The sequence below is a fragment of the Roseimaritima sediminicola genome, assembly GCF_009618275.1.
GTDB lineage: Bacteria > Planctomycetota > Planctomycetia > Pirellulales > Pirellulaceae > Roseimaritima > Roseimaritima sediminicola.
The window spans coordinates 1-20842 of sequence record NZ_WIAD01000033.1 but is presented as its reverse complement, the minus strand read 5'-3'; the positions used below and the strand labels follow the sequence as shown (position 1 = coordinate 20842).

Genomic DNA, 20842 nt, shown 5'->3' with positions numbered 1-20842 from the left:
TGAGACAGCCGTGCTACTATCACAGGCTGGAAGCCTATGCCACTTTAGGCGGATGCTGCGGCGGCAATCGCGGCGGGCGTGCGGTCGACAAAGATGGTCTGAATGCGATCCGGACCGACCGAGAGGATGCCCACCGGCACGCCGACCAGCTCCTCGATGCGGCGGACATAGTCCATCGCGCCGGACGGAAAATCGCTGACCGCGCGGGCGTCGTCGACCGGTTGCATCCAGCCGGGAACGGTTTCGTAAATCGGACGGCAACGACGCAGCGCCTCGGCGTGGCAGGGCAGTTGGTCGATGCGTTTGCCGTCCAGCTCGTAGGCCACGCAGATCTTGATCTCTTCCAGGTGGCTCAGCACGTCCATCATCATCAGCGCCAAACGCGTTGCACCGCTCAGGCGGGCGGTGTAGCGAAGGGCCACCGCATCGATCCAGCCACAGCGTCGCGGACGACCGGTCGTGGTGCCGAACTCGTTACCCAGTTTGCGGATCTTGTCGCCGACTTCGTCTTCCAATTCGGTGGGAAACGGTCCGCCACCCACACGCGTACTGTAGGCCTTGCAGACGCCGATCACTTCGCCGATCCAACGCGGCGGCACGCCGGCACCGGCGCTGATGCCCACGCCGCTGCTGTTGCTGCTGGTGACAAAGGGATAGGTGCCGTGGTCGATATCCAGCAGCGCCCCTTGCGCTCCTTCGAACAGAATCCGGCGATCCTGCTCGGCGGCGTCCAGCAGGGTGTAGGTGGTGTCACCGATCATCGGCTCTAGACGCTGGGCCCAGCCGGTGGCCATCTCGACCACGCGCTCGGGTGCGACCTGGGCGAGTTCCTCGTCGGTGCCGCCCAGGGCTCGCAGAACGGTCAATTTCTGTTCGGCGACCGCCGCAATCCGCTCGTCGCGTCCGGCTTCGATCAAATCGATGGCGCGGATCGCGTGGGTGCGGCCCACCTTGTCGCGGTAACAAGGGCCGATCCCACGATTGGTGGTGCCGATCGATTCGTTGCCGACGCGTTGTTGATTGATCAGGCGGTCTTCGGCGATGTGCCAGGGCATCACCAGATGCGCCCGCTCGCTGATCCGCAGGTTGTTTTCCACGATCACCCCGCGGCCGGCCAACCCATCCACCTCGTCCAGCAACGTGGCGGGATTGATCACCACGCCCGGCGTGATCAGGTTTTGGACTTGGGGGTGCAGGATTCCACTGGGAATGTGGTGCAGTTTGTAGACTTCATCGCCAGCGACCACGGTATGGCCTGCATTGGCCCCGCCCTGATAACGGACGACCAATTCGAACTCGTTCGCCAGCAGATCGACGAGTTTCCCTTTGGCCTCGTCGCCCCACTGCAAACCAATCACACATGTTCCGGGCACCAGCAATTCTCCGGTCAGCCGTTTTTGTTGGAAAGAAACCAAGCAACAGAGGGTAGAAGACGGTCCCCGAATAGACAAGGTGGCCAGGGCGTGAATGCCTGACAAAAACAGCCTCCGGCATCGCCGCCCGGCCGATTCGCAGCCCGCGTCGGCGTGCGGGCGCCGGCGTGGGGGGTGGGCCGGCGTGGGGGCCGGGCCGGCCCTGTCCGATGGCCCTGCCAGGACGTTAAGATAACGTGAGCTTTTCCTCTACGTGTTCTTCTTCCGCGGCCCTGTCATGCTGGAAACCTGTGATCTGCACAAGCGATTCCAGTTGGAACGAGGCGTTCTGACGGCGGTCGAAGGGCTGTCCTTCGCCGTTTCGCCGGGCGAGGTGTACGGGTTGATGGGGCCCAACGGAGCCGGCAAGACGACCACCCTGCGGATGATCCTGGGGTTGCTGGACCCGGATCGCGGGTACGCCCAGGTCGACGGCTTCCGCACCGATGCCGATCCCGATGCGGTCAAATCTCGGCTGGGATTCGTCTCGGCCAGCGACGGCGTCTATCCCTGGCTGACCGTCCGCGAGATGCTGCTGTACTTTGCCGACCTGTATGACGTCCGGCCCTCGCAAGCCGAACAGAACCTCGCCGCCCTCGCCCAGGTCATGGACATCGAAGACCTGTTGGACCGCCGCGCCGGCGCCCTCAGTACGGGCCAGCGGCAACGGGTGACGCTGGTGCGTGGCTTGATTCACGACCCGCCGGTGATGCTGCTCGATGAACCCACGCGGGGACTGGACGTGGTGGGCAGCCAGACGATCTTCCGCTACATCGACCACCTGCGCTCGCTGGGCAAAGCGGTCGTGGTCTGCACGCATCGCCTGGACGAAGCCGAGCGGTTGTGCGACCGTTTCGGTTTGTTGCACCGCGGCCGGTTGCGATACGAAGGGACGCTGGAGCAGATCCGGCAGCACAGCGGCAAACGGTCGCTGGTGGAAATGTTTGTGGACCTGTTGGACGAGCCCGACGCGGCCGACCCGCAGGCGTTCGACCCCGCCGCTCCCGCGTGAACGTGGCCCGCACCATGAATCTATCTACCGGCCGACTGGTCCGACTGTGCCGCAAGGAACTGCGCGAGACGCTGCGCGACCGGCGCACGATCATCACGCTGGTCCTGATGCCGCTGTTGATCTATCCGCTGTTGAGCATGACGCTGAACCGGTTCCTGCTTTCGGCCCAGTCCGGGACGGCGCCCAGTTTCCGCGTGCAAACCGCGACGGCCGACGAAGCGGAGTTTCTGCAGATGTTGCTGCACGACCCGCGGAGCCATCCGCCACAGGCGATCCGTGACGCCGCGGGCGATCTGCCGCTGGCGAGGTTCGAATTCTATGTCAGCACCGATGACCGTCCGCCGGCCGAAGCGTTGTTGGCCGGAAATGTTCAAGTCGCGGCGAGTGCCACCGGGGACCTGCCCAAACAGGTGCGGTTTGTTGCGCTGGAGGGCGACGCGGCCAGCCAGCAAGCCCGACGGATCCTGATCGAACGGATGCAGTGGTACAACGCGTCGGTGTATCGGGAACGGCTCGAACAGGTGCGGGCCGAGGCCGCCGAGCCGCCGCTGGTGGTCGAAACAAGTGAGATCGAGGGCGAGGCGGACGCGCCGCTGCTGGCGACCGTCGTGCCGTTGATGTTGGTCCTGATGACGATCACCGGAGCGGTGTATCCGGCCATCGACTTGACCGCCGGGGAACGCGAACGCGGAACCATCGAAGCGGTGATCGCGTCGCCGGTGCCGCGCGGTGCGGTGCTGTTCGCCAAGTACACCGCCGTGGTGACCGTGGCGCTGTTGACCGCGGTGATCAACCTGTTCGCGATGTTCCTGACCCTGTGGGCCAGCGGCTTGCTGCATCATCTGCTGGGAGCCGACGCGGCGTTTCCCTGGGTCGCGATCCTGCAGACGTTGGTGCTGTTGGTTCTGTTCAGCGGGTTCTTCTCGGCCGTGCTGTTGGCGCTGACCAGTTTCGCTCGCAGCTTCAAAGAGGCTCAGGCTTATCTCGTGCCGCTGATGCTGTTGTCGCTCGCCCCGGCCATGATGAGTTTGTTGCCCGGGATCCAGCTGGCCGGTCCGCTGGCGGTGATGCCGTTGGTGAATATTATTCTGTTGACCCGCGACGTTCTGGCCGGCGAAGCGGCGGTGATGCCGGCCGCGGCGGCGGTGGTGTCCACGATCATCTATGCCGCCGCAGCGCTCACCCTGGCCGCTCGCCTGTTCGGTTCCGATGCCGTGCTGCGCAGCAGCGAGCTGTCGATCGGGTCGCTGTTCGCCCGGCCCGAACGGCCCCGGGCGGTGCCCAGCGTCAGCGAAGCCGCGATGACGATGGCGTTGCTGTTTCCCATCTACTTCGTCACGTCCAACGTTTTGGCTCAATTCGGTCCGGCGTCGATGGGCGGCCGGTTGGTGGTCAACGCTCTGGCCCTGATCGTGTTGTTCGGCGGAATTCCGCTGGCCGTCGCCCTGCTCAGCCGCGATCGACTGAAGAGCACGTTCCGGTTGCGCGCCTGTTCGCCGCTCGCCCTGTTCGGGGCATTCGCCGTCGGATTGGGGCTGTGGGCATTTGCCTTTGAAGCCACGTTGCTGGGCGAGATGATCGGCATCGGTTCGCTGGATCCCGACCTGTTGCAGCGAGCCGACGATACCAAGCAAGAAATGCAGCGGCTGTCTCCGCTGCTGTTGTTGGTAACGTTCGCGGTCACGCCCGGCGTGATCGAAGAGCTGTGTTACCGCGGATATTTGTTTTCGGCCTTCGGACGTCGGCTCGGCCCCTGGCGAACGATCCTGTTGTGCGCGCTGCTGTTCGGGCTGTTCCATGTGTTGACCGGCAACGTCCTGAAGATCGAACGCATGATCCCGTCGACCCTGGTGGGGATCGTGCTGGGATGGGTTTCGTGGCGAGCCGGTTCGTTGTATCCGGCCATCATCCTGCACTTTACGCACGACGCGTTGTTGATGATGGTGATTCGCTATGAGGAGACGCTGAAGCGGTGGGGCTGGGACGTCAGCGACGGAGAGCATCTGCCGGCGGTGGTGCTGACGGCCGCCGCGGTGGCCGTGCTGGTCGGCGTCGTGTTTGTGGGATTGGGGACGAAGCCTTCCGAAGAAAGAAAGGATAAAGAGTCGACGTGACGTTTGGGATCGTGAATTGCAACAAGCCGGTGGGCGTGACCTCGCGCGTGGCGGTGAACAATCTGTATCGACGTTTGCGGCCGGCCAAGGTGGGCCATGCCGGGACGCTGGATCCGTTGGCTAGCGGCGTGCTGTTGTTGCCCGTGGGGCAGGCTTCGCGGTTGACCGAATACCTGCACGCATTGCCCAAGCGGTACGTGGCGGAGTTTCGCTTGGGAGTCCACACGCCCTCGGGAGATCTCGAGGAGCAACCCGTGGCCCTGCCCGATGCGCCCCAGCCCACCGACGCCAGAATCGCCGCGGCCGCCCAGCAGTTGACCGGACGAATCCAGCAGGTTCCGCCCGCCCATTCGGCCATCAAGATCGACGGCCGCCGAGCCTACGACCTGGTCCGTCAGGGCAAGCAGGTGACGATGAAGCCGCGCACCGTGATGATCCATGAACTGAAAGTCCTGCACTACCGTTACCCCGACGTGCGGCTGGAAATCTGCTGTGGCTCCGGGACGTACGTCCGCAGCATCGGTGTCGATCTAGCGGCGGCCTGCGACACGGTGGCCGTGATGACGTCGTTGGTGCGAACGGCAATCGGAGACTTTACGTTGCCGGAAGCGTGTTCGCTGGAAGAGCTGCGCGAGGGTGACATCGACCAGCTGTTGCTGTCGCCGCTGCGAGCGGTGCCGCACATGCCCCGCGTCGAGTGCGATGAGGACACCCTGAAACGCATCGAACAGGGGCAGGTGGTCGAATTGTCTCGTCCGGCAAAGGACGGCGGCGAGGTCGCCGCGATCGATGCGGAGCAGAACCTGCGAGCCGTGTTGGTGCCGCGGGGCGGTGGCTGGCGAGCCAAACGCAGCTTTCATGGCGCGTAGTCCCGGCCAACGCTTCGACCTGATCTCGTACTCGTAGTCGTGTACTTGAACGATTGGTTTAATCTTTCTCCGGTTTTTCATTCGCCCAACGCGTCAAGGTCAGCCAAGTCTTTCGGGCGACCAGATGCTCGCTTGTTAGCAAGCAAATCAGCACGGCCAAGAACGGAAAATGTAATATCATCGATTGTGATCGATATTCGCGAATCCCACGCGGCCCCAAAATCCACACCTGAAATGTCGGTCATGATATCGATTCGGCTAGGCGGGACGCCGATCTGAAAGACAAGCGAGGGTGACGCGAAATCCTTCTCCGAGATCTGATCCATTGGAGCCCCAAACGCGGAAAGTGCCGCGATGACCCTCGGAGCGTTGCCCACATCCGCCCGCACCCAAATATCCAAATCGCCAGTAGCACGCGGATATCCATGAGCCGCTACCGCGTAGGCGCCGACGACCAGGAAATCTGCATCAGCGTCGTTCAACGCGTGCAACATGTCGCGAAAATCGGGATTCAAATCCATCGGGATACGCAAACTTCCAAGCCGTGACTGTCAACGGCCAGACCATTGCAACCCGTTGCTCGGGTGTCAACGAGGCGTAATAGTCCTGATCGCGACCCTGTTTTGAGAGCGTCGTTTTCCGAACAACTGATCGTCGCACGACCGTTTCGGCCGAATCGGCCATCGTTAGATATTTGCCCTGAGGAACGAAGTTGAACTGAGCCGCAGAGTAGCCAGCGGCACATCTCTGGGAAATTGTAACGGGTCGCTGACTCAAGTCGCAAGCGATTTCGCGGATCCGATGGCAGCAATGGACCGGCAGCGACGGTGAACGCAGGTCGGAAGCGACCAAAAGCTCTTCGGGGCCAGGCCTGGTTCGCTACGAACAACCGGTCGGTAGCGGTTGTAGGGACGGCGTGCCGGCGGCGTCAATTCAGAGGCTGGTCGTAGCCGATAAGAGGAGGACAGTGCATCTTCTGCCTACCTCGAAGGACCGATGTCAGAGAATCCACGCCACATGGGACGCGATCTGACGGCCATCGCGCTGTCGGCGTTAACGCTGTTCCTGACCGTCTCGCTGCTGACGCATGATCCGGCGGACCATGTCGATACCCCGGTGTGGCCGCTCAGCCTGATCTATTCGCCCACCAATAGCGTGCACCCCACCAACCCGACGATCCACAACGCCTGTGGTTACTGGGGGGCATTGGTGTCGTCGGCCCTGCTGCAGGCGACCGGGATCGGTGCCAGTTTGTTGGTGCTGGGACTGGGTGCCCTGGCGGGGAATCTGCTCGTACGCGGCGGCGTCCACGCCCCGGCGATGCGCAGTCTGGGCGGGACCATCGTGTTGGTCGCTCTGGTAACCGCCGCCACGCTGTCGCCGTGGCGACCGGCCGGAATGCCCGTGGTAGGGCCCGGCGGGTATCTGGGAGCGATGACCAGTACTTGGTTGAGCGAGCACTTTGCGGTCTTCGGAACCTGGATCCTGACGCTGACCCTGTTGGCGTTCGGCACGCTGCTGACGACCGATTATGTGTTGCTGCAGGCCGGACGCGTGGCTCTGGTCGGCAGCGCAGCGGCCTCGCGCGGCGGGCTGCGGCGGGTGCGCGGGGTGTTGCCGGCGCGGCGGCGCAAACCCTTTACCGATGGCGCGGAGAACGCCGGCGAAGTCGAGCTGGCCGATGGCGAAGCAACTGCGCCGCTGGATGCGGTCGAACCCCTGGATTCGAAGGGGCGAGCAGGCGAGGCGGGCGAGACGGGCGAACCGGCCATCAAAATCCGCGGACGCCAGCTGGACGAGCGGACGAGCTCGGCGGACGAAGTGGACGAGATGGACGAGCACGAAGACGCCGTGCCGGAAGAAGACGACGAGGCGGCCTTGGCCAGCGACTACGACGAAGAAGGGGGCGAGGTCGAAGAGGTCCCCACGTCGGTGCGCGTCCTGGAGATGGACGACGAAGAAGTCGCCGTGCGGGCCGACGCGGCCCACCCGGTCCCGAAGGTTAAAGTCCGCAAACCCAAACGCGCGGCCGATGAACGCCAACAGGTCTTCGACAACGTCAGCGAAGCCCTGCCCGATGGCGTCGACGAGTACCGCTTGCCCAGCCTGGAGCTGCTGACCGAATCCGACGATATCTGCTACGACGACCAGCTCCGCGAAGTCCGTCGCAAGGCCCAGATCCTGGAGGAAACTTTCAAGAGTTTCGGATTCGAAGTCCGCGTCGTGGAGATCGAAACCGGACCGGTGATCGCGCAGTACGAAATCTCCCTGGAGGCCGGGCTGCGGCTGAGCAAGATCACGGGCTTGGCCGACGATGTCGCCATCGCCCTGCGTGTGCCCAGCGTGCGGATCGTGGCGCCGATTCCCGGTAAGAACACCGTCGGTGTCGAGGTGCCCAATGAAACTCGCCAGGTCGTCCGCCTGCGCGAAGTGATCGAAGAAGCCGGGCAGTCGACCGGCAAGATGAACATCCCGATCTTCCTGGGCAAGGACGTCTCGGGCAACGCCATGACGGTCGACTTGGCCAAGATGCCGCACCTGTTGATCGCCGGGCGAACCGGTACCGGTAAATCCGTGTGTTTGAACGCCATCATCGCTTCGATCCTGATGACCTGCCGGCCCGATGAAGTGCGGATGTTGATGATCGACCCCAAGATGGTCGAGCTGAGCGGCTACGGGCGACTGCCGCACCTGATGCATCCGGTGATCACCGACATGAAGAAGGCCGAAGCGATCCTCGCGTGGGCTGTGGACAAGATGGAGGAACGTTACTCGCTGTTGGCCAAGGTCGGCGTGCGGCACATCAACAGCTACAACGCCCTGGGCCGCGAGGAACTGGCGCGGCGGCTGGAGATCGACGATCCCGACCACATGAACGACGTACCCGATCACCTGCCCTTTATCGTGATCGTGGCCGACGAAATGGCCGACCTGATGATGACCGCCGGCAAGGACGTCGAACAACACATCATCCGGTTGGCACAGAAATCTCGCGCCGTCGGGATCCACTTGATTCTGGCTACGCAGAAACCCACCGTGGACGTGATCACCGGTTTGATCAAAAGTAACCTGCCCGCCCGGTTGTCCTTCCAGGTGGCCAGCAAGACCGACAGCCGCGTCGTGCTGGATGAGAACGGCGCCGATAAATTGCTCGGCAACGGCGACATGCTGTTCCTGTGGCCCGGGACCAGCACCCTGATCCGCGGCCAGGGGACGTTCCTTTCCGACGAGGAAATCGACACCGTCTGCAGCCACTGTAGCGACGGCAGCGAACAGAACTTCGTGGGCGAGCTGATGACGTTGAAGGTCGACCAGGAAGGCAGCGGCGAAGCGGTGACGGCGGATGCGATCCGGGCTCGCGACGAGCTGTACGAAAGCGCCGTCGACGTCGTGATCCGCGAAGGTCGCGGCAGTTGCTCACTGCTGCAGCGAAACCTCGGGATCGGCTATGGGCGAGCCGCTCGGCTGATCGATTTCATGGCCGAAGATGGCATCGTCGGACACTACAACGGCTCCAAGGCCCGCGATGTGATCATGACCCTGGCCGAATGGGAAGCGATGCAGGGCATCGAACCTTCCACCACCGCCGACGACGACCGCCCGGAGGAAGAGGACGAGGAAGAAGAAAGCATCGACGAGCAGGAAGCCGAAGAGGAATGGGAAGACGTGTGAGCTGGCCCCCTGAGCCGTTTGGGCGATAGCCCCGGTTGTTTCCGCCAGGCGGCTCTTCAGTTCGTCCTTAGCACAGCGGTGCTCGTACTCGCCGTGACCGGCTCAATCTGGCAATAGCTTTGGGGCGAGTACGAGTACCGGGCTGCGCCCTGAGTACGAGTACAAGTACGAGATGATGCGTTTCACAGGCTGGAAGCCTATGCCACTACGTTTCACAGGCTGGAAGCCTATGCCACTACGTTTCACAGGCTGGAAGCCTATGCCGCTGGTTTACTTGACGTGTTCGCTGACCCAGTTCGGGGCCAGCATCCAGACCAGCAGGCCTTTCTGGGCGTGCATGCGGTTGCCGGCCTGACGGATGATCTGGCTTTGCGGGCCATCGATCACCTCCTGCGTGATCTCCTCGCCGCGGACCGCGGGCAAGCAGTGCAGGACGCAGGCGGTCTTGGGGGCTTTGCTCATCAGCTTGGCATCGACGCGATAGGGCGCGAAAATCTTTCGCCGCTCGGCGGCCTCGGCTTCCTGCCCCATGCTGGTCCAGACGTCGGTGTAGATGACGTCGACATCGGAAATCGCATCGCCCGGATCTTCGACTCGCGAAATCTGGGCATTGGGATACGCGTTGCGAACGCGCTGCAGCCAGATGTCGTCGATCGCATAGCCGTCGGGGCAAGCCAGCGTGAAGGGCATGTCCAGAATCGCGCAGTGCAGAGCCAGCGATCGAGCGACGTTGTTGCCGTCGCCGACGAACATCACGTGCCGGCCGCGGAGGGCGTCGAAATGAAAGTCGTCGCCACCGCTGAACACTTCGCCGACGGTCAGGATGTCGGCCAACGCCTGGCAGGGATGCGACAGGTCGGTCAGGCCGTTGATCACCGAAACCGCTTCGAAGCGAGCCAGTTCCTCGACGCGGTCGTGGCTCTTGGCGCGACAGATCACGGCGTCCAGGAATTGACCCAGGACACGGGTGAAGTCCGCCGGGGACTCACGCTTGCCCCAGCCCACGTCCTCGCCCAGAAACAGGCTGCCGCCGCCCAACTGATTCATCCCGGCTTCGAAACTGACGCGGGTTCGCAAGCTGGGTTTTTCGAACAGCAGTCCCACGGTTTGGCCGGCCAGGATCGGCGGACGATGACCGTCGCGCAGCAAGCGTTTGAGGTGCACCGCGGTGGACAACACGGTGCGGACTTCGGTGGGCGTCAGATCGAAAAGGGTGAGCAGGTGTCGCATGGTCGGTCGGGGTGGAAGGAAAAGTGACAGAGACGCGTCAGCCGAGAGCGGGTTCGCGTTCGATGGTTTGGAAAAGCGTGTGCAGGATCTGGACGGACTGCTCGAGCGCCGCGGCGTCGACATCCAGGGCGGGTTGCATCCGTAGGTGTTGAGGACCCGCCGTGCCGACGCGGATGCCCTGTTCGGCGAGCACCCTCTGCAGCGGTTCGGCCGGGATGTCCAGCTCCAGGCTTCGCAGCAGACCTCGACCGCGAGCCTGGCGAACGAATTCGAAGTCTTCGGCCAGCTTGTTCAGGTCCTCGCCCCAGGCTTCGCCGGTCACAGCGGCCTGGTCCAGCAAACCTCGCTGGTCCAGGCACTGCAGCGTGGCCATCGCCGCAGCGGCGACGACGGGACTGAGCGGCGGGGTGACCAGGGCGGGATGCGACGGCAGCGAGGACGCCAGCGAAGTCGAAAGGACGACCGCGCCCAGCGGCAAGCCGGCGGCCAACCCCTGGCCCAGGACCAGCATGTCGGGCTGGGTGTGCTCGTTCAGAGCGTAGCTGAAGCGACCGCTCAGCCCGACCGGCAATTGGCTTTCGTCAAAGATCAACAACAGTCCGTGCTCGTCGGCCAACTGACGCAAGCGAACGAGCAGCGCAGTGTCGGCGGCACGCAAACCGTCGCCGGCCTGCAGCGGCTGGAGCAGGATCGCGGCGGTTTCCTCGTCGATCGCTTCGGCGACGGCCGCCGCATTGCCCAGCGGACAGTGCGAGAATCCGGCTACCAGCGGTCCCAGACCGGACTGACGCTGCGGCTCGCCGCCGGCGGCCAGACCCGCCAGGGTTCGCCCATGATCGTCGCCGACAAAGGTGATGATCTTGTACTTTTGCCCCGACCCGTAAACCCGTGCCGCGGCGATCGCCCATTCGACGGCTAAATCCGCTGCGGCGGTCAGCACGGCGGTCTCGCCAAACGTCCGCTCGGTCAGCTGGGCGACGAGCGACCGCTGAAGCTCGGAGTTCGCCGCAGGCTGGACAAGCAAAGCCGGCAGTTGTTCCTGCAGGGCGTCGGCCACAAAGCGTACCGCATCCCCGAGGAGCGACCGGGCGGGATCGGGAAACAGGTCGATGGTCTGACCGGCTGGCAGGATGCGTGCGAGCCCCGCCGCCCGCTCGACCGCCGGGACCGGGGCGGCTTGGCCGGCGCCGGACGCGTCCTCGGCTGACCCTTCGTCCGCGGCTTCGTCCGCGGCATCGTCCGCGACCGGTTCGTCGAAATCGCCATCTTCCCCAGCCGCTTCGGCTTCCGCCGCGGCTTCGGCTTGCCCGGCGGCTTCGTCGGCAGACGTGGTGTCGGGATCGGCTTCGGCGAACTCGTGCAGCTCCTGCTCGTCGTCGTCGTGCTCCTGCTCCTGCTCCTGCTCGTGCTCGTGCTCGTGCTCGTGCTCGTGCTCGTGCTCGTGCTCGTGCTCGTGCTCGTCGTCGTCGTGCTCACCGGCGTACTCTTCGTCCGGCTCGTACGCGTACTCTTCGTCCGCTTCGTCGGCGTACTCGTCGTCCGTCACGTCGGACTCCGCTTGCTCGTCAGCCCACTCGCTCGCTTCCTCGCTGTGCAAATCCTCGGCGGCCGGAGCATCCTCGGCGGCCGGTGCCTCGGCCTCCTCCGGCAACTCGCCGTCGGGGTCATCTGCAAACGCTTCGTCGTCGCGAGGGGCTGCGTTCATCGTCGGGAGCGTTCAGGAGGGAATGACGGGATCGTAGCTCGACTGTCCCCAGCCGAGGGCGGTGTGGGTCACGGCCGGGGACGGCCGTGCTACTTTTGGGCTTACGGCACGATCTGGGTACCGACGCCGCTGGTAGTATAGATTTCCAACAGCAAGGAGTGTCGCAGGCTGCCGTCGATGATGTGGACTTTGCCAACGCCGCGATTCAGCGTCGCCAGGCAGGCTTCGACTTTGGGGATCATCCCGCCCTCGATCACTTCCTGGGCGATCAATTCGCGGGCTTCGCCAGCGGTCAGGCTGTTGATGATCGATTCGGGATCGTCCTTGTCGCGGCGGACGCCGTTGACGTCGCTGAGAAAGATTAATTTCTCCGCTCCCAACGCTTCGGCCACGGCCATCGCCGCGGTATCGGCGTTGACGTTCAGATGCTGGCCGTCCGCTTCGTCGACGCACATCGAGGGGATCACGGGAACCTGGTCGGTGTAGGACAGCCCTTCGATGACCTGCCGTTCGACGCGGGTCACTTCGCCCACGTATCCCAGGTCGTCGCCGGTATCCAGTTGCAGGCGACGGCCGAACAGCACGTTGGTCGTGTGCACCGAGAGGTTCATCCCGCGGCCGCCCAGGTATTCGATCTGCTGGGTCAGGTACTCGTTCAACTCGCCGGCCAGGACCGTGCGGACGATGTCGCGGGTGGGTTCGTCGGTGACCCGGCGTCCTTTGACGAAGTGCGGTTCGATGCCGGCTTTTTGCAGCGCTCGAGTGATGGCTTTGCCCCCGCCGTGGACCAGCACCGGACGCATACCCACGGTTTCCATAAAGATCACATCGACCAGGATGTGCTGCAGCGCCTGTTCATCGTCCAGCAGGCTGCCGCCGAGTTTGATGACGGTGGTCTTGCCGCGGAATCGACGAATCCATCCCATCGCCTCGATCAACGTGTTGGCTTTCTGAATGGCTTCTTCCACGTTGCGGGTGCTCCCACGGACGAAAGGAGGAGATTGGAACAGTTCCGATGGACTTGCGTGAACCACAGAGACGAGATTTGGGGGGACTGTTCGAGATCGGAAAAACCGATCAATCTAGGAGCACAGAAGGCCTATTGTCAATCATGTACGGCTGATCGCAGCGATGCCGCCGGAGCGGCCGAATCAGCTCTGGAGTCAGTCGAACTGGAAAACCTCAGTCGAACTGGAAAACCTTGGAACCTTGGGATGCGCAGCGGCGATCACGATCGTGGCTGCGATTGAGATTGGATGAGCATGAATAAAATCGAAGGCAAGCTCACCCTGGTCGGTGGCGGCAAGATGGGTCGGGCGATGATCGAGGGGATGTTGGCCGCGGGCGTGATCGACGCCGCCGACGTCACCGTGGTCGACCGCAACGTGAACAACCGCCAGTGGTGGGGCGAACGGTTGCCCGAGGTGTCGGTCACCGAGGAGCCTGCGGCGGCCGTGGAAAACGCGCAGACCGTGATTATCGCGGTCAAACCCGCCGGCATCGCCGACCTGGCCCGGCAGTGTGCGGGGCTGTGGAAGGGGCGGTTGGTGATTTCGGTGGCCGCCGGCGTCCAGCTGAAAACGCTGAAAGAGGTGTTGGACAGCGACTGCGTGGTGCGGGTCATGCCCAATACGCCCTGCCTGGTCGCGGCCGGAGCGTCGGCCTACAGCTGTGCCCAAGGCGTCAGCAAGCAACAGGCCGACACCGTGGCCAAGATCTTTGGCGCCATCGGCGTGGCGGACCAGGTGGACGAGAAACTGCTGGACGCCGTCACGGGGGTCAGCGGCAGCGGGCCGGCCTATGTGTTCGTGATCATCGAAGCCCTGGCCGATGGGGGCGTGGCCGCCGGGCTGCCGCGTCCGCTGGCCCAACAATTGGCCGTCCAGACGGTGCTGGGGGCCGCCAAGTTGGTGCAGGAAACCGGCGAGCATCCCGCGGCCCTCAAAGACGCCGTGGCCAGTCCCGGAGGAACAACCATTGCTGGCTTGGCGAGCTTGGAGCAGAATGGGATCAGGAACGCGATGATCCAAGCCGTCCAAGCCACCGCGGCGCGCAGCAAAGCCCTGGGCCTGGACACTTGATCGGGTCGTGTCCCGCCAGAAAAGTGATTTTTCCCGAGGGAGTCAATGCCGTGGATTCGCCGCTGTGTCTGATCGACGATAAACATCTACCGCTGTACCGGATCCTGTGGGTGTCCGACACGCCCCACTTCTGTGGTGAAGAGGACTGTATGTGCGAAGGCCGTTACGAGGTTCGTCTGGAAGCCGATGATTCCCTGTGGGCCAACCGCGAAGAACGCGACCGCCTGATCGACGCCCTGAATCGCTGGTATGGCGATATGGACGCTGGCGGGATGGGAGGCGGCGAATTTTAATGGGTGCTTCCTCTGAATCCGAATCCGACTCCCAACACGTGCTGGCCCTGCGGCGCCTGATGGATACGCTGGCCCGGCGAGCCCACGAGCGGCCGCCGGGCTCCTACACCACCAAACTGCTCGACGGCGGCCTGGAGAAGATCGCCGGCAAGATCCGCGAAGAAGCCGAAGAGTTGATCGAAGCGGGCGGCGAAGCAGACACCGCCGAGGGACGGGCGCACTTTGTTTACGAAGCGGCCGACCTGCTGTTTCACACCATGGTCCTGCTGGCCTGGCGAGGCGTTGACATCGACGACGTGGCCAAGGAACTAGAGCGACGCGAAGGCACATCGGGACTGGTCGAGAAAGCTAACCGAGCCAAGAAAGAATCCACCGAATGACGAATCCTACTGTACCGAGTCCCTCCGCTGGGGCGGCGAGCTCCGCGAATCCCGCGGAGTCCCGAGAGAATCTGCGTATCGGTTTGCCCAGCAAGGGGCGGCTGAGCGAATTGGCCGGCGACCTGCTCCGCCAGGCCGGTCTGCGATTCCGCCGCCAGAACCGCGGCCTGTTCGCGCGGGTCAGCGGGTTGCCCGTGGACCTGACGTTCCTCCGCACCGACGACATCCCCACGCTGTGCGCCGAAGGCGCCATCGATATGGGGATCACCGGCAGCGACCTGGCGGCCGAAGCCGATGCCGAGGACTTGATCCGCATGCCGCTGGGCGTCGGCCGTTGCCGGCTGGCCATCTGCGTCCCGGAGGAATCCCCGTTCAAGTCGGCCGCCGACCTGGACGGCGCCCGGATCGCGACCAGTTTCCCGGTCGTGACCCGCCGCTACCTGGAATCCTTCGGTGCCGAAGCGCATCTCGTGTCGCTCTCGGGCAGCGTGGAGGTGATGATCCAGTTGGGCGTGGCCGACGCGATCGTCGACCTGGTGGAAACCGGCAGCACCTTGGCGGCCAATCGGTTGCGGATTCTGGAAGAAATCGATTGGTACGAAACGGTTCTGATCCAGAGCAACAGCTGCCGCGACAGCGAGACCGCGGACCGGATCGTGCGGCGGCTCGAAGGCGTCACGATCGCCCGCGACTACTCGCTGCTGGAATACAACATCCCGCGGGATCAGTTGCCCGAAGCCGAGCGGATCACGCCGGGCTACAACTCGCCGACCATCGTCTCGCTGGAAGACGAGCGGTGGTGTTCGGTCCGAGCGATGGTCAAACGCAGCGACGTCATCCCCTCGATGGAACAGCTCGAAGCCCTCGGCGCCTCGGCGATCCTGGAAACCGCCATCGCCAACTGCCGGCTGTAGTTTTCCCGCGGCCGCCCCACATGAGCCGTTTGGGCGCTAGCCCCGGTTCCTACAACCATCAGCCGTTCGGGCGCTAGCCCCCGGTTCCTGCAACCATCAGCCGTTCGGGCGCTAGCCCACGGTTCCGGCAATCATCAGCCGTTCGGGCGCTAGCCCACGGTTCCGGCAATCATCAGCCGTTCGGGCGCTAGCCCACGGTCCCGGCAGCCATCAGCCGTTCGGGCACTAGCCCACGGTTCCGGCAGCCATCAGCCGTTCGGGCGCTAGCCCACGGTTCCTGCAGCCATCAGCCGTTCGGGCGCTAGCCCCCGGTTCCGGCAACCATCAGCCGTTCGGACGCTAGCCCACGGTTCCGGCAGCCATCAGCCGTTCGGGCGCTAGCCCACGGTTCCTGCAGCCATCAGCCGTTCGGGCGCTAGCCCACGGTTCCGGCAGCCATCAGCCGTTCGGGCGCTAGCCCACGGTTCCTGCAGCCATCAGCCGTTCGGGCGCTAGCCCACGGTTCCGGCAACCATCAGCCGTTCGGGCGCTAGCCCACGGTCCCGGCAGCCATCAGCCGTTCGGGCGCTAGCCCACGGTTCCGGCAGCCATCAGCCGTTCGGGCGCTAGCCCCCGGTTCCGGCAATCATCAGCCGTTCGGGTGCTAGCCCACGGTTCCTGCAGCCATCAGCCGTTCGGGCGCTAGCCCACGGTTCCTGCAGGCGATCGGGATGAAACCCGACGAAGCGCGCGTTCGGCTCAGGGTCTCGGCGGCACCGCCGATGTTCGCAGGCCGATAACCACCTGAGCCGCAGGCGCTAGCCTCGGGCCTCGAACCGCCGAGCCTATCGCCGCCGCCCGTTCCAACACGGCTGGTCCGCATCCCCACGATTCCGACCTCACCGGTCGCCGCGGCGCTACCTCAACCGGTCGCGGGCCCTGGGCCGGTGGTGGTGGCGTGCCTCACAGGCTGGAAGCCTATGCCACTGTTAATGCAGCGACTGGAGGTACGTCACCAGGTCGGCCAGTTGCTTGGGGGTGAGGTTGTCGACGACGCCTTTGGGCATCATCGATTCCTCTCGCTTGAACCGCTCTTCGATGTCGTCCTGCAGCAGTTCGATCGCCACGCCGTCGTTCTGGCGAATCGTCACCGTCTCGGCACTCTCCAAGACTACAAAGCCGGTGTACACGTGGCCGTCGACCATCAGAAATCCCCAGGTGTCGAAGCCCTGGGCGATCTTCTTGCTGGGCAGGACCATCGATTCAATTAATTCCTCCGCCGTGTATCGTTTGCCGATGTCCACCAGGTGTGGCCCCTTGGGCTGCTGGCCGTTGGCGAAACTGTGGCAATTGATGCAGGACTGCGAACGAAACAGGTCCCGTCCGGAGTCGGCGTCGCCAGTAGCCCTCAAAGCTCGAGCAAGCACGTCCTCGTATGGAAGGTTGGCGATCTGGTTCGGATTGTTGGGATCCACCGGCGGCAGCTCGATCGCTTTTTCTTCGGCTACCATCGCCTCGTCACCCGCGTCTTCGCCCAGCTTGACCAGATGCCGCTGGAGTTGTTCCTGCAGGTGGTCCGTCATCGACTCGTCGGCTTCGCGAAGCGCCACGGTCACGGCTTTTGCGATCCGCTCCGATTCGCTCCACGTCGCCCGGTCGTAGTACGGGCCGGTCGTATCGGGACGCGTGCCCCACCAACCTTTCTCGAACGGAGCTTCGCGGTAGTACAACCGGATCAACGTCGTCCAGATCTCGCGGCGCAGCGGTTCGTCGCGCACCGTGCCCAGCTGGGCGAACAACCCGTCGACGGCTTTCGCGTCGTGCATGCCTTTCAGCGCCCACAGGGCACCGCTCTGGTACGGACCGCCCAGCGCGTCCAGGCAGGCGTCGATCGCTCGCATGCTGACCAGGGCTTTGACGGCCAAGTGGGGAAGGACGCGTTCGGGGTGGGCGATGCGCCAATCGTCGCCCTCGCCGGTGGGCCGCGCCTCGGGCAGCACCGAACGCGACAGCAGGGCCTCGGCGGCTCCGCGGTGTAAGCTGCGTTCGCCATCGCCATCGCCATCGGCCTCTTCGGCGAACTCCGCTCCGGCGGCGAACAAACGGCCCAGCGCGATCGCTGCGGCGGCTTGAACCTGTGGATTCTCATCGTCCATCGCGGCGATGATGGCTTCGGCGGGAGCGAGGTTCAGATGATAACGACTGTCCGTTGCCGCTCGAATCACCCAAGCCCGCACGGCATCCTCGCCGAGCAAGCGATGCAGCTGATCCGCGGCGGCGGGATGCTCGATCTGGCCCAGCGTGAACACCGCCGCGGCGCGTGCCGTGCCCGCCGCGTCGTCGTCGCCAGCGATACCGGCCAGTCCTGAGACGAAAGGTTCCGGACGGTCGGCGGCCCGACGCAGCAACTCCCGCTGGACGGTCAGACGCCACGCGGCGCTCTCGTGCCCGTAAGCCGACAACAGAGCTTCGTCGTCGAGCGTTTGCACCGGAGGGAGCGGATGGGGGACGTAGTTTTCGGGCAGGATCTGAGCGACAAAACCGACGTTGGGATTGGAGTAGCTGAAGCCGCCGTTCTTCCAGCTGCTGACCACCATCCGGCCGCTGGCGTCCACGTCGATGTCGGTCGGTCGCGGCAGCTTGAGGAAGGTTTCTTGATGGGCTTCGAAGGTGGGGCCGTTACTGGGCAGCCGATGGGCGTAGACTTCACTGGTTCCCCAGTCGCAGGTCAGCAGCAGATCGTTGTAATCGGCCGGCCAGCGGCTGTCCTGGAAGTACATGGTCCCGCATCCGGAGCCGCCGCCGTAATCGGCCAGCGGCGGCATCGCTTCGCTGGTGAAATTCTTGTACAGCGACGGATACCCGTAATCGGCCGATTGCAGGATGTGCGAGACGCGGATGTCCCAGCCGCCGCCGTCGTTGGTGTTGTCCCGGGTGAAGATGTTCATGAAGGGATCGATCGAAACGTCCAAAATGTTTCGCAGGCCCCAAGCAAAAATCTCCATGTTGCTGCCATCGGGGCGAATCCGCACGATCCCGCCACCGCGGCGAGAAAGCGTCGTGCCGTCGGCGGCGGCGGCTTTGGTAAAGCCGAAGTCGCCCACGGCGATGTAGATCCAGCCGTCGATTCCCATGCGGATGCCGTTGGTCGTGTGGTCGGCGCCGCGGCGAGCCACTTCGTCCGTACTGATGCCTTCGATCAAGCGGCGGCTTTCGTCCGCCACGCCATCGCCGTCGGTGTCGTGGTAAACGGTCAGGTACGGCGGATGCAGCACCCACAGTGAACCGTTGTCGTAGACCAGGCCGCGCGGATGATCCATGGTGGCAAAGGTGTTTACCTGGTCGGCGTGCCCGTCGCCGTCGGTATCGATGCAGCGCAGCACCCGCCCTCCCCCGCTCTGTTTGCCCAGCGACCCCTGTTCGTCGACGCCCACAAAGACTTCGCCACCAGCGGCCGTGGTCAAGCAAACCGGATAATTCACCTCCGGCGGCTGGGCGAACATTCGCACTTCGAAACCTTCGGGAGCTTTGACGTCGGTGACGCTGACCGGCCGATCAACCGGCAGCGTCAGCGACGAGAGGTCTGCAAGTCCGTCCGTACCTGCTTCCAGTTCCCACAGCGATCCCCACAGGCCGTTGGCTGCGCCCAGGAAGTTGACGCGCAGGTATCGCACGTCGGCCGCGTCGACGGTGTGCTGGCGAACGCCGCCGGGCGTGTCGTTGTCGGACGCATCGACCAGGGTTTCCCAGTGCTCTCGATCGGCCGAGCCTTCGACGGTGTAGCGGTAGGCCACGCCTTCGCGGCGTTCCCAGTGCAGCCGCAGATCCCGCAAGTGATAGGGTTGTTGCAGATCGACCACGACCCATTCGCCGGTTTGCGCACCCGAAGGGCACCAACGCGTGTCCAGCCGCCCATCGGTCAGGTACTTGGCATCGCGCCCGTTCTGCGTCGATTTGGCGACGACGGGTTTTTCGTAGGCCACGTTGCCATCGCCACAGCAGTTTTGCGGCAGCACCGCCGAATCTTGGTCGGCGGTTGGTGCTGTTGCCAGGGCTTCGATTTCCGCGTCGGTTTCCGCATCGGTCGCTTTAAAATGTTCCGCCGGGTCGCGACCCACCGCCCACAACAGGCCTCGGGTCACCATGTCCAAATAATTGGGCTGGGCCATCGTTTCGTTGTAATGCCCGATCGTCGTGGCGAACACTCGCGTGCCGTGATAGTCGTTGGTCCACACGCAGACTTGCGGCTCGCCGTCCTTGTTGCGTTTGGCGTGGGCCAGAGGCGTCGCAGAATCGAAGACTTCAACCGTGTGATACAGCTCTCCTTTACCTGCCACAAACGAATCGCCCACGCCGGCCATGATCGGATGATCCGGACGCAGGTTATCCACGATGAAGGAGTAATGCGGTCCGTGACCGGGCGAGCGAAGGCCTACGAAATCGAACCAGCGATCGTCGCCCACGCGGTAGCAGTGCATCGCACAGTGGATCAGGATGGCCGGCGTGCCCTTGCGATGCGGGGCCAGGATGCGGTCGACGAAGGCGGCGTCGCGAACTTTGGCGAAGCATTCGTTGTGGACCACGATGTCAAAGCCCTCGGCCCAATCGGGATCGTTGTACAGTGGGATCGCCGTGTCGGTGGTCGTGCCGCCCTGATGGACGACGGTCCAGCGAACATTGGCCCGGGCGCTGATCCCGCGAGTCAGGATGCGTTTCTGCCGTTCGTAATCGTGACAGCATCCACCGGTCACGAGCAACGCTTGGATCGGACGATCATCGTTGGCGCGGCGGACCGCGGACGGCTGGGAGGAAGACGCCGAGTCGGGTGAAGCGTTCTGGCCGAGAAGCGGAGTCGAGGAAAAGACGCATGCCAGCGCGGCAAAAAGCGCGATACGCATTGTGTGGGGGTGCTCTGCGGGGGGGGGAGCATCGGCCAAGCAAGGTCGACGCGGCGGTCGAAAACCCTAGCGTATCCCGAATCCCTAAGCGTTCAAGAAGCACCCCCAGCGGTAAGCAACGAAGTCCTGAGCCGTTTGGGCGATAGCCCCGGTTCCAGAACTGCTGACTCTAGCGGAATCTATGTACGGCTTTCGGAGCGGTCGAATTCAGTGTTTTCTCCCCTCTCCCCCGCGGCGCCGCGAGCTTTAGCGAGTGAAGCCGTGGGGGAGAGCGACGGTGTTT

General features: G+C 63.9%; 14 protein-coding genes. 8 read left to right on the top strand and 6 right to left on the bottom strand.

The annotated features are described in order from the left end of the window. Positions 1 to 44: 44 nt before the first annotated feature. Complete coding sequence (locus GE027_RS15435) at positions 45 to 1373, bottom strand: adenylosuccinate synthase (protein ID WP_202617430.1); 1329 nt, start codon at positions 1371 to 1373, stop codon at positions 45 to 47. A gap of 277 nt (positions 1374 to 1650) precedes the next feature. Between GE027_RS15435 and GE027_RS15430 the strand changes: the two genes are divergently transcribed. From GE027_RS15430 to truB, 3 genes are read left to right on the top strand one after another with little or no spacing between them, the layout of a single operon-like run. Continuing rightward, on the top strand, positions 1651 to 2424 hold the full coding sequence (locus GE027_RS15430) for an ATP-binding cassette domain-containing protein (protein WP_153558110.1): 774 nt from the start codon (positions 1651 to 1653) through the stop codon (positions 2422 to 2424). A gap of 14 nt (positions 2425 to 2438) precedes the next feature. After that, positions 2439 to 4538: an ABC transporter permease subunit/CPBP intramembrane protease gene (locus tag GE027_RS15425; protein ID WP_153558109.1), complete on the top strand. Its 2100-nt coding sequence runs from the start codon at positions 2439 to 2441 to the stop codon at positions 4536 to 4538. An 11-nt stretch (positions 4539 to 4549) separates the two neighbouring features. After that, complete coding sequence (truB, locus tag GE027_RS15420; RefSeq protein ID WP_162006754.1) at positions 4550 to 5407, top strand: tRNA pseudouridine(55) synthase TruB; 858 nt, start codon at positions 4550 to 4552, stop codon at positions 5405 to 5407. Positions 5408 to 5484: 77 nt separating this feature from the next. On the opposite strand, the gene GE027_RS15415 is transcribed toward truB, so the two are convergent. Next, on the bottom strand, positions 5485 to 5928 hold the full coding sequence (locus GE027_RS15415; RefSeq protein ID WP_153558107.1) for a hypothetical protein: 444 nt from the start codon (positions 5926 to 5928) through the stop codon (positions 5485 to 5487). A gap of 475 nt (positions 5929 to 6403) precedes the next feature. Here GE027_RS15415 and GE027_RS15410 point away from each other — a divergent pair, with 475 nt between their 5' ends. Further along, the gene (locus tag GE027_RS15410; RefSeq protein ID WP_153558106.1) at positions 6404 to 9079 is read left to right on the top strand and encodes a DNA translocase FtsK; all 2676 of its coding nucleotides are present in this window, start codon (positions 6404 to 6406) and stop codon (positions 9077 to 9079) included. Positions 9080 to 9349: 270 nt separating this feature from the next. Here the strand turns inward: GE027_RS15410 and argF are convergent, their stop codons facing one another. From argF to argB, 3 genes are all read right to left on the bottom strand, one after another. Further along, positions 9350 to 10309 (bottom strand): ornithine carbamoyltransferase, encoded by a 960-nt coding sequence (argF, locus tag GE027_RS15405; protein ID WP_153558105.1) that lies wholly within the window; start codon positions 10307 to 10309, stop codon positions 9350 to 9352. A 37-nt stretch (positions 10310 to 10346) separates the two neighbouring features. After that, entirely contained in the window at positions 10347 to 12014 is a 1668-nt protein-coding gene (locus GE027_RS15400) for an aspartate aminotransferase family protein (protein ID WP_153558104.1), read from the bottom strand. A 101-nt stretch (positions 12015 to 12115) separates the two neighbouring features. Next, positions 12116 to 12982: an acetylglutamate kinase gene (argB, locus tag GE027_RS15395; protein WP_153558103.1), complete on the bottom strand. Its 867-nt coding sequence runs from the start codon at positions 12980 to 12982 to the stop codon at positions 12116 to 12118. Positions 12983 to 13276: 294 nt separating this feature from the next. Here argB and proC point away from each other — a divergent pair, with 294 nt between their 5' ends. From proC to hisG, 4 genes are all read left to right on the top strand, one after another. Beyond that, positions 13277 to 14095: a pyrroline-5-carboxylate reductase gene (gene proC, locus GE027_RS15390; protein WP_153558102.1), complete on the top strand. Its 819-nt coding sequence runs from the start codon at positions 13277 to 13279 to the stop codon at positions 14093 to 14095. Between the two features lie 50 nt (positions 14096 to 14145). Further along, positions 14146 to 14388, top strand: a complete 243-nt coding sequence (locus tag GE027_RS15385; protein WP_153558101.1) for a hypothetical protein — start codon at positions 14146 to 14148, stop codon at positions 14386 to 14388. Beyond that, positions 14388 to 14768, top strand: coding sequence for a phosphoribosyl-ATP diphosphatase (hisE, locus tag GE027_RS15380; protein WP_153558100.1), 381 nt, complete (start codon positions 14388 to 14390; stop codon positions 14766 to 14768). The genes GE027_RS15385 and hisE overlap by 1 nt, the downstream gene beginning before the upstream one ends. Positions 14769 to 14839: 71 nt before the next feature. After that, entirely contained in the window at positions 14840 to 15682 is an 843-nt protein-coding gene (gene hisG / locus GE027_RS15375) for an ATP phosphoribosyltransferase (RefSeq protein WP_237607576.1), read from the top strand. A gap of 968 nt (positions 15683 to 16650) precedes the next feature. On the opposite strand, the gene GE027_RS15370 is transcribed toward hisG, so the two are convergent. Then, entirely contained in the window at positions 16651 to 20559 is a 3909-nt protein-coding gene (locus GE027_RS15370) for a PVC-type heme-binding CxxCH protein (RefSeq protein WP_153558098.1), read from the bottom strand. Positions 20560 to 20842: the final 283 nt, after the last annotated feature.

What these genes read in the sequence shown, in the direction of transcription:
- proC (WP_153558102.1), top strand. Translation starts at nt 13,277, where the DNA reads ATGAATAAAATCGAAGGCAAGCTCACCCTGGTCGGTGGCGGCAAGATG.
- GE027_RS15370 (WP_153558098.1), bottom strand. Translation starts at nt 20,559, where the DNA reads ATGCGTATCGCGCTTTTTGCCGCGCTGGCATGCGTCTTTTCCTCGACT.
- GE027_RS15400 (WP_153558104.1), bottom strand. Translation starts at nt 12,014, where the DNA reads ATGAACGCAGCCCCTCGCGACGACGAAGCGTTTGCAGATGACCCCGAC.
- argF (WP_153558105.1), bottom strand. Translation starts at nt 10,309, where the DNA reads ATGCGACACCTGCTCACCCTTTTCGATCTGACGCCCACCGAAGTCCGC.
- GE027_RS15415 (WP_153558107.1), bottom strand. Translation starts at nt 5,928, where the DNA reads ATGGATTTGAATCCCGATTTTCGCGACATGTTGCACGCGTTGAACGAC.
- GE027_RS15410 (WP_153558106.1), top strand. Translation starts at nt 6,404, where the DNA reads ATGTCAGAGAATCCACGCCACATGGGACGCGATCTGACGGCCATCGCG.
- hisE (WP_153558100.1), top strand. Translation starts at nt 14,388, where the DNA reads ATGGGTGCTTCCTCTGAATCCGAATCCGACTCCCAACACGTGCTGGCC.
- GE027_RS15425 (WP_153558109.1), top strand. Translation starts at nt 2,439, where the DNA reads ATGAATCTATCTACCGGCCGACTGGTCCGACTGTGCCGCAAGGAACTG.
- GE027_RS15430 (WP_153558110.1), top strand. Translation starts at nt 1,651, where the DNA reads ATGCTGGAAACCTGTGATCTGCACAAGCGATTCCAGTTGGAACGAGGC.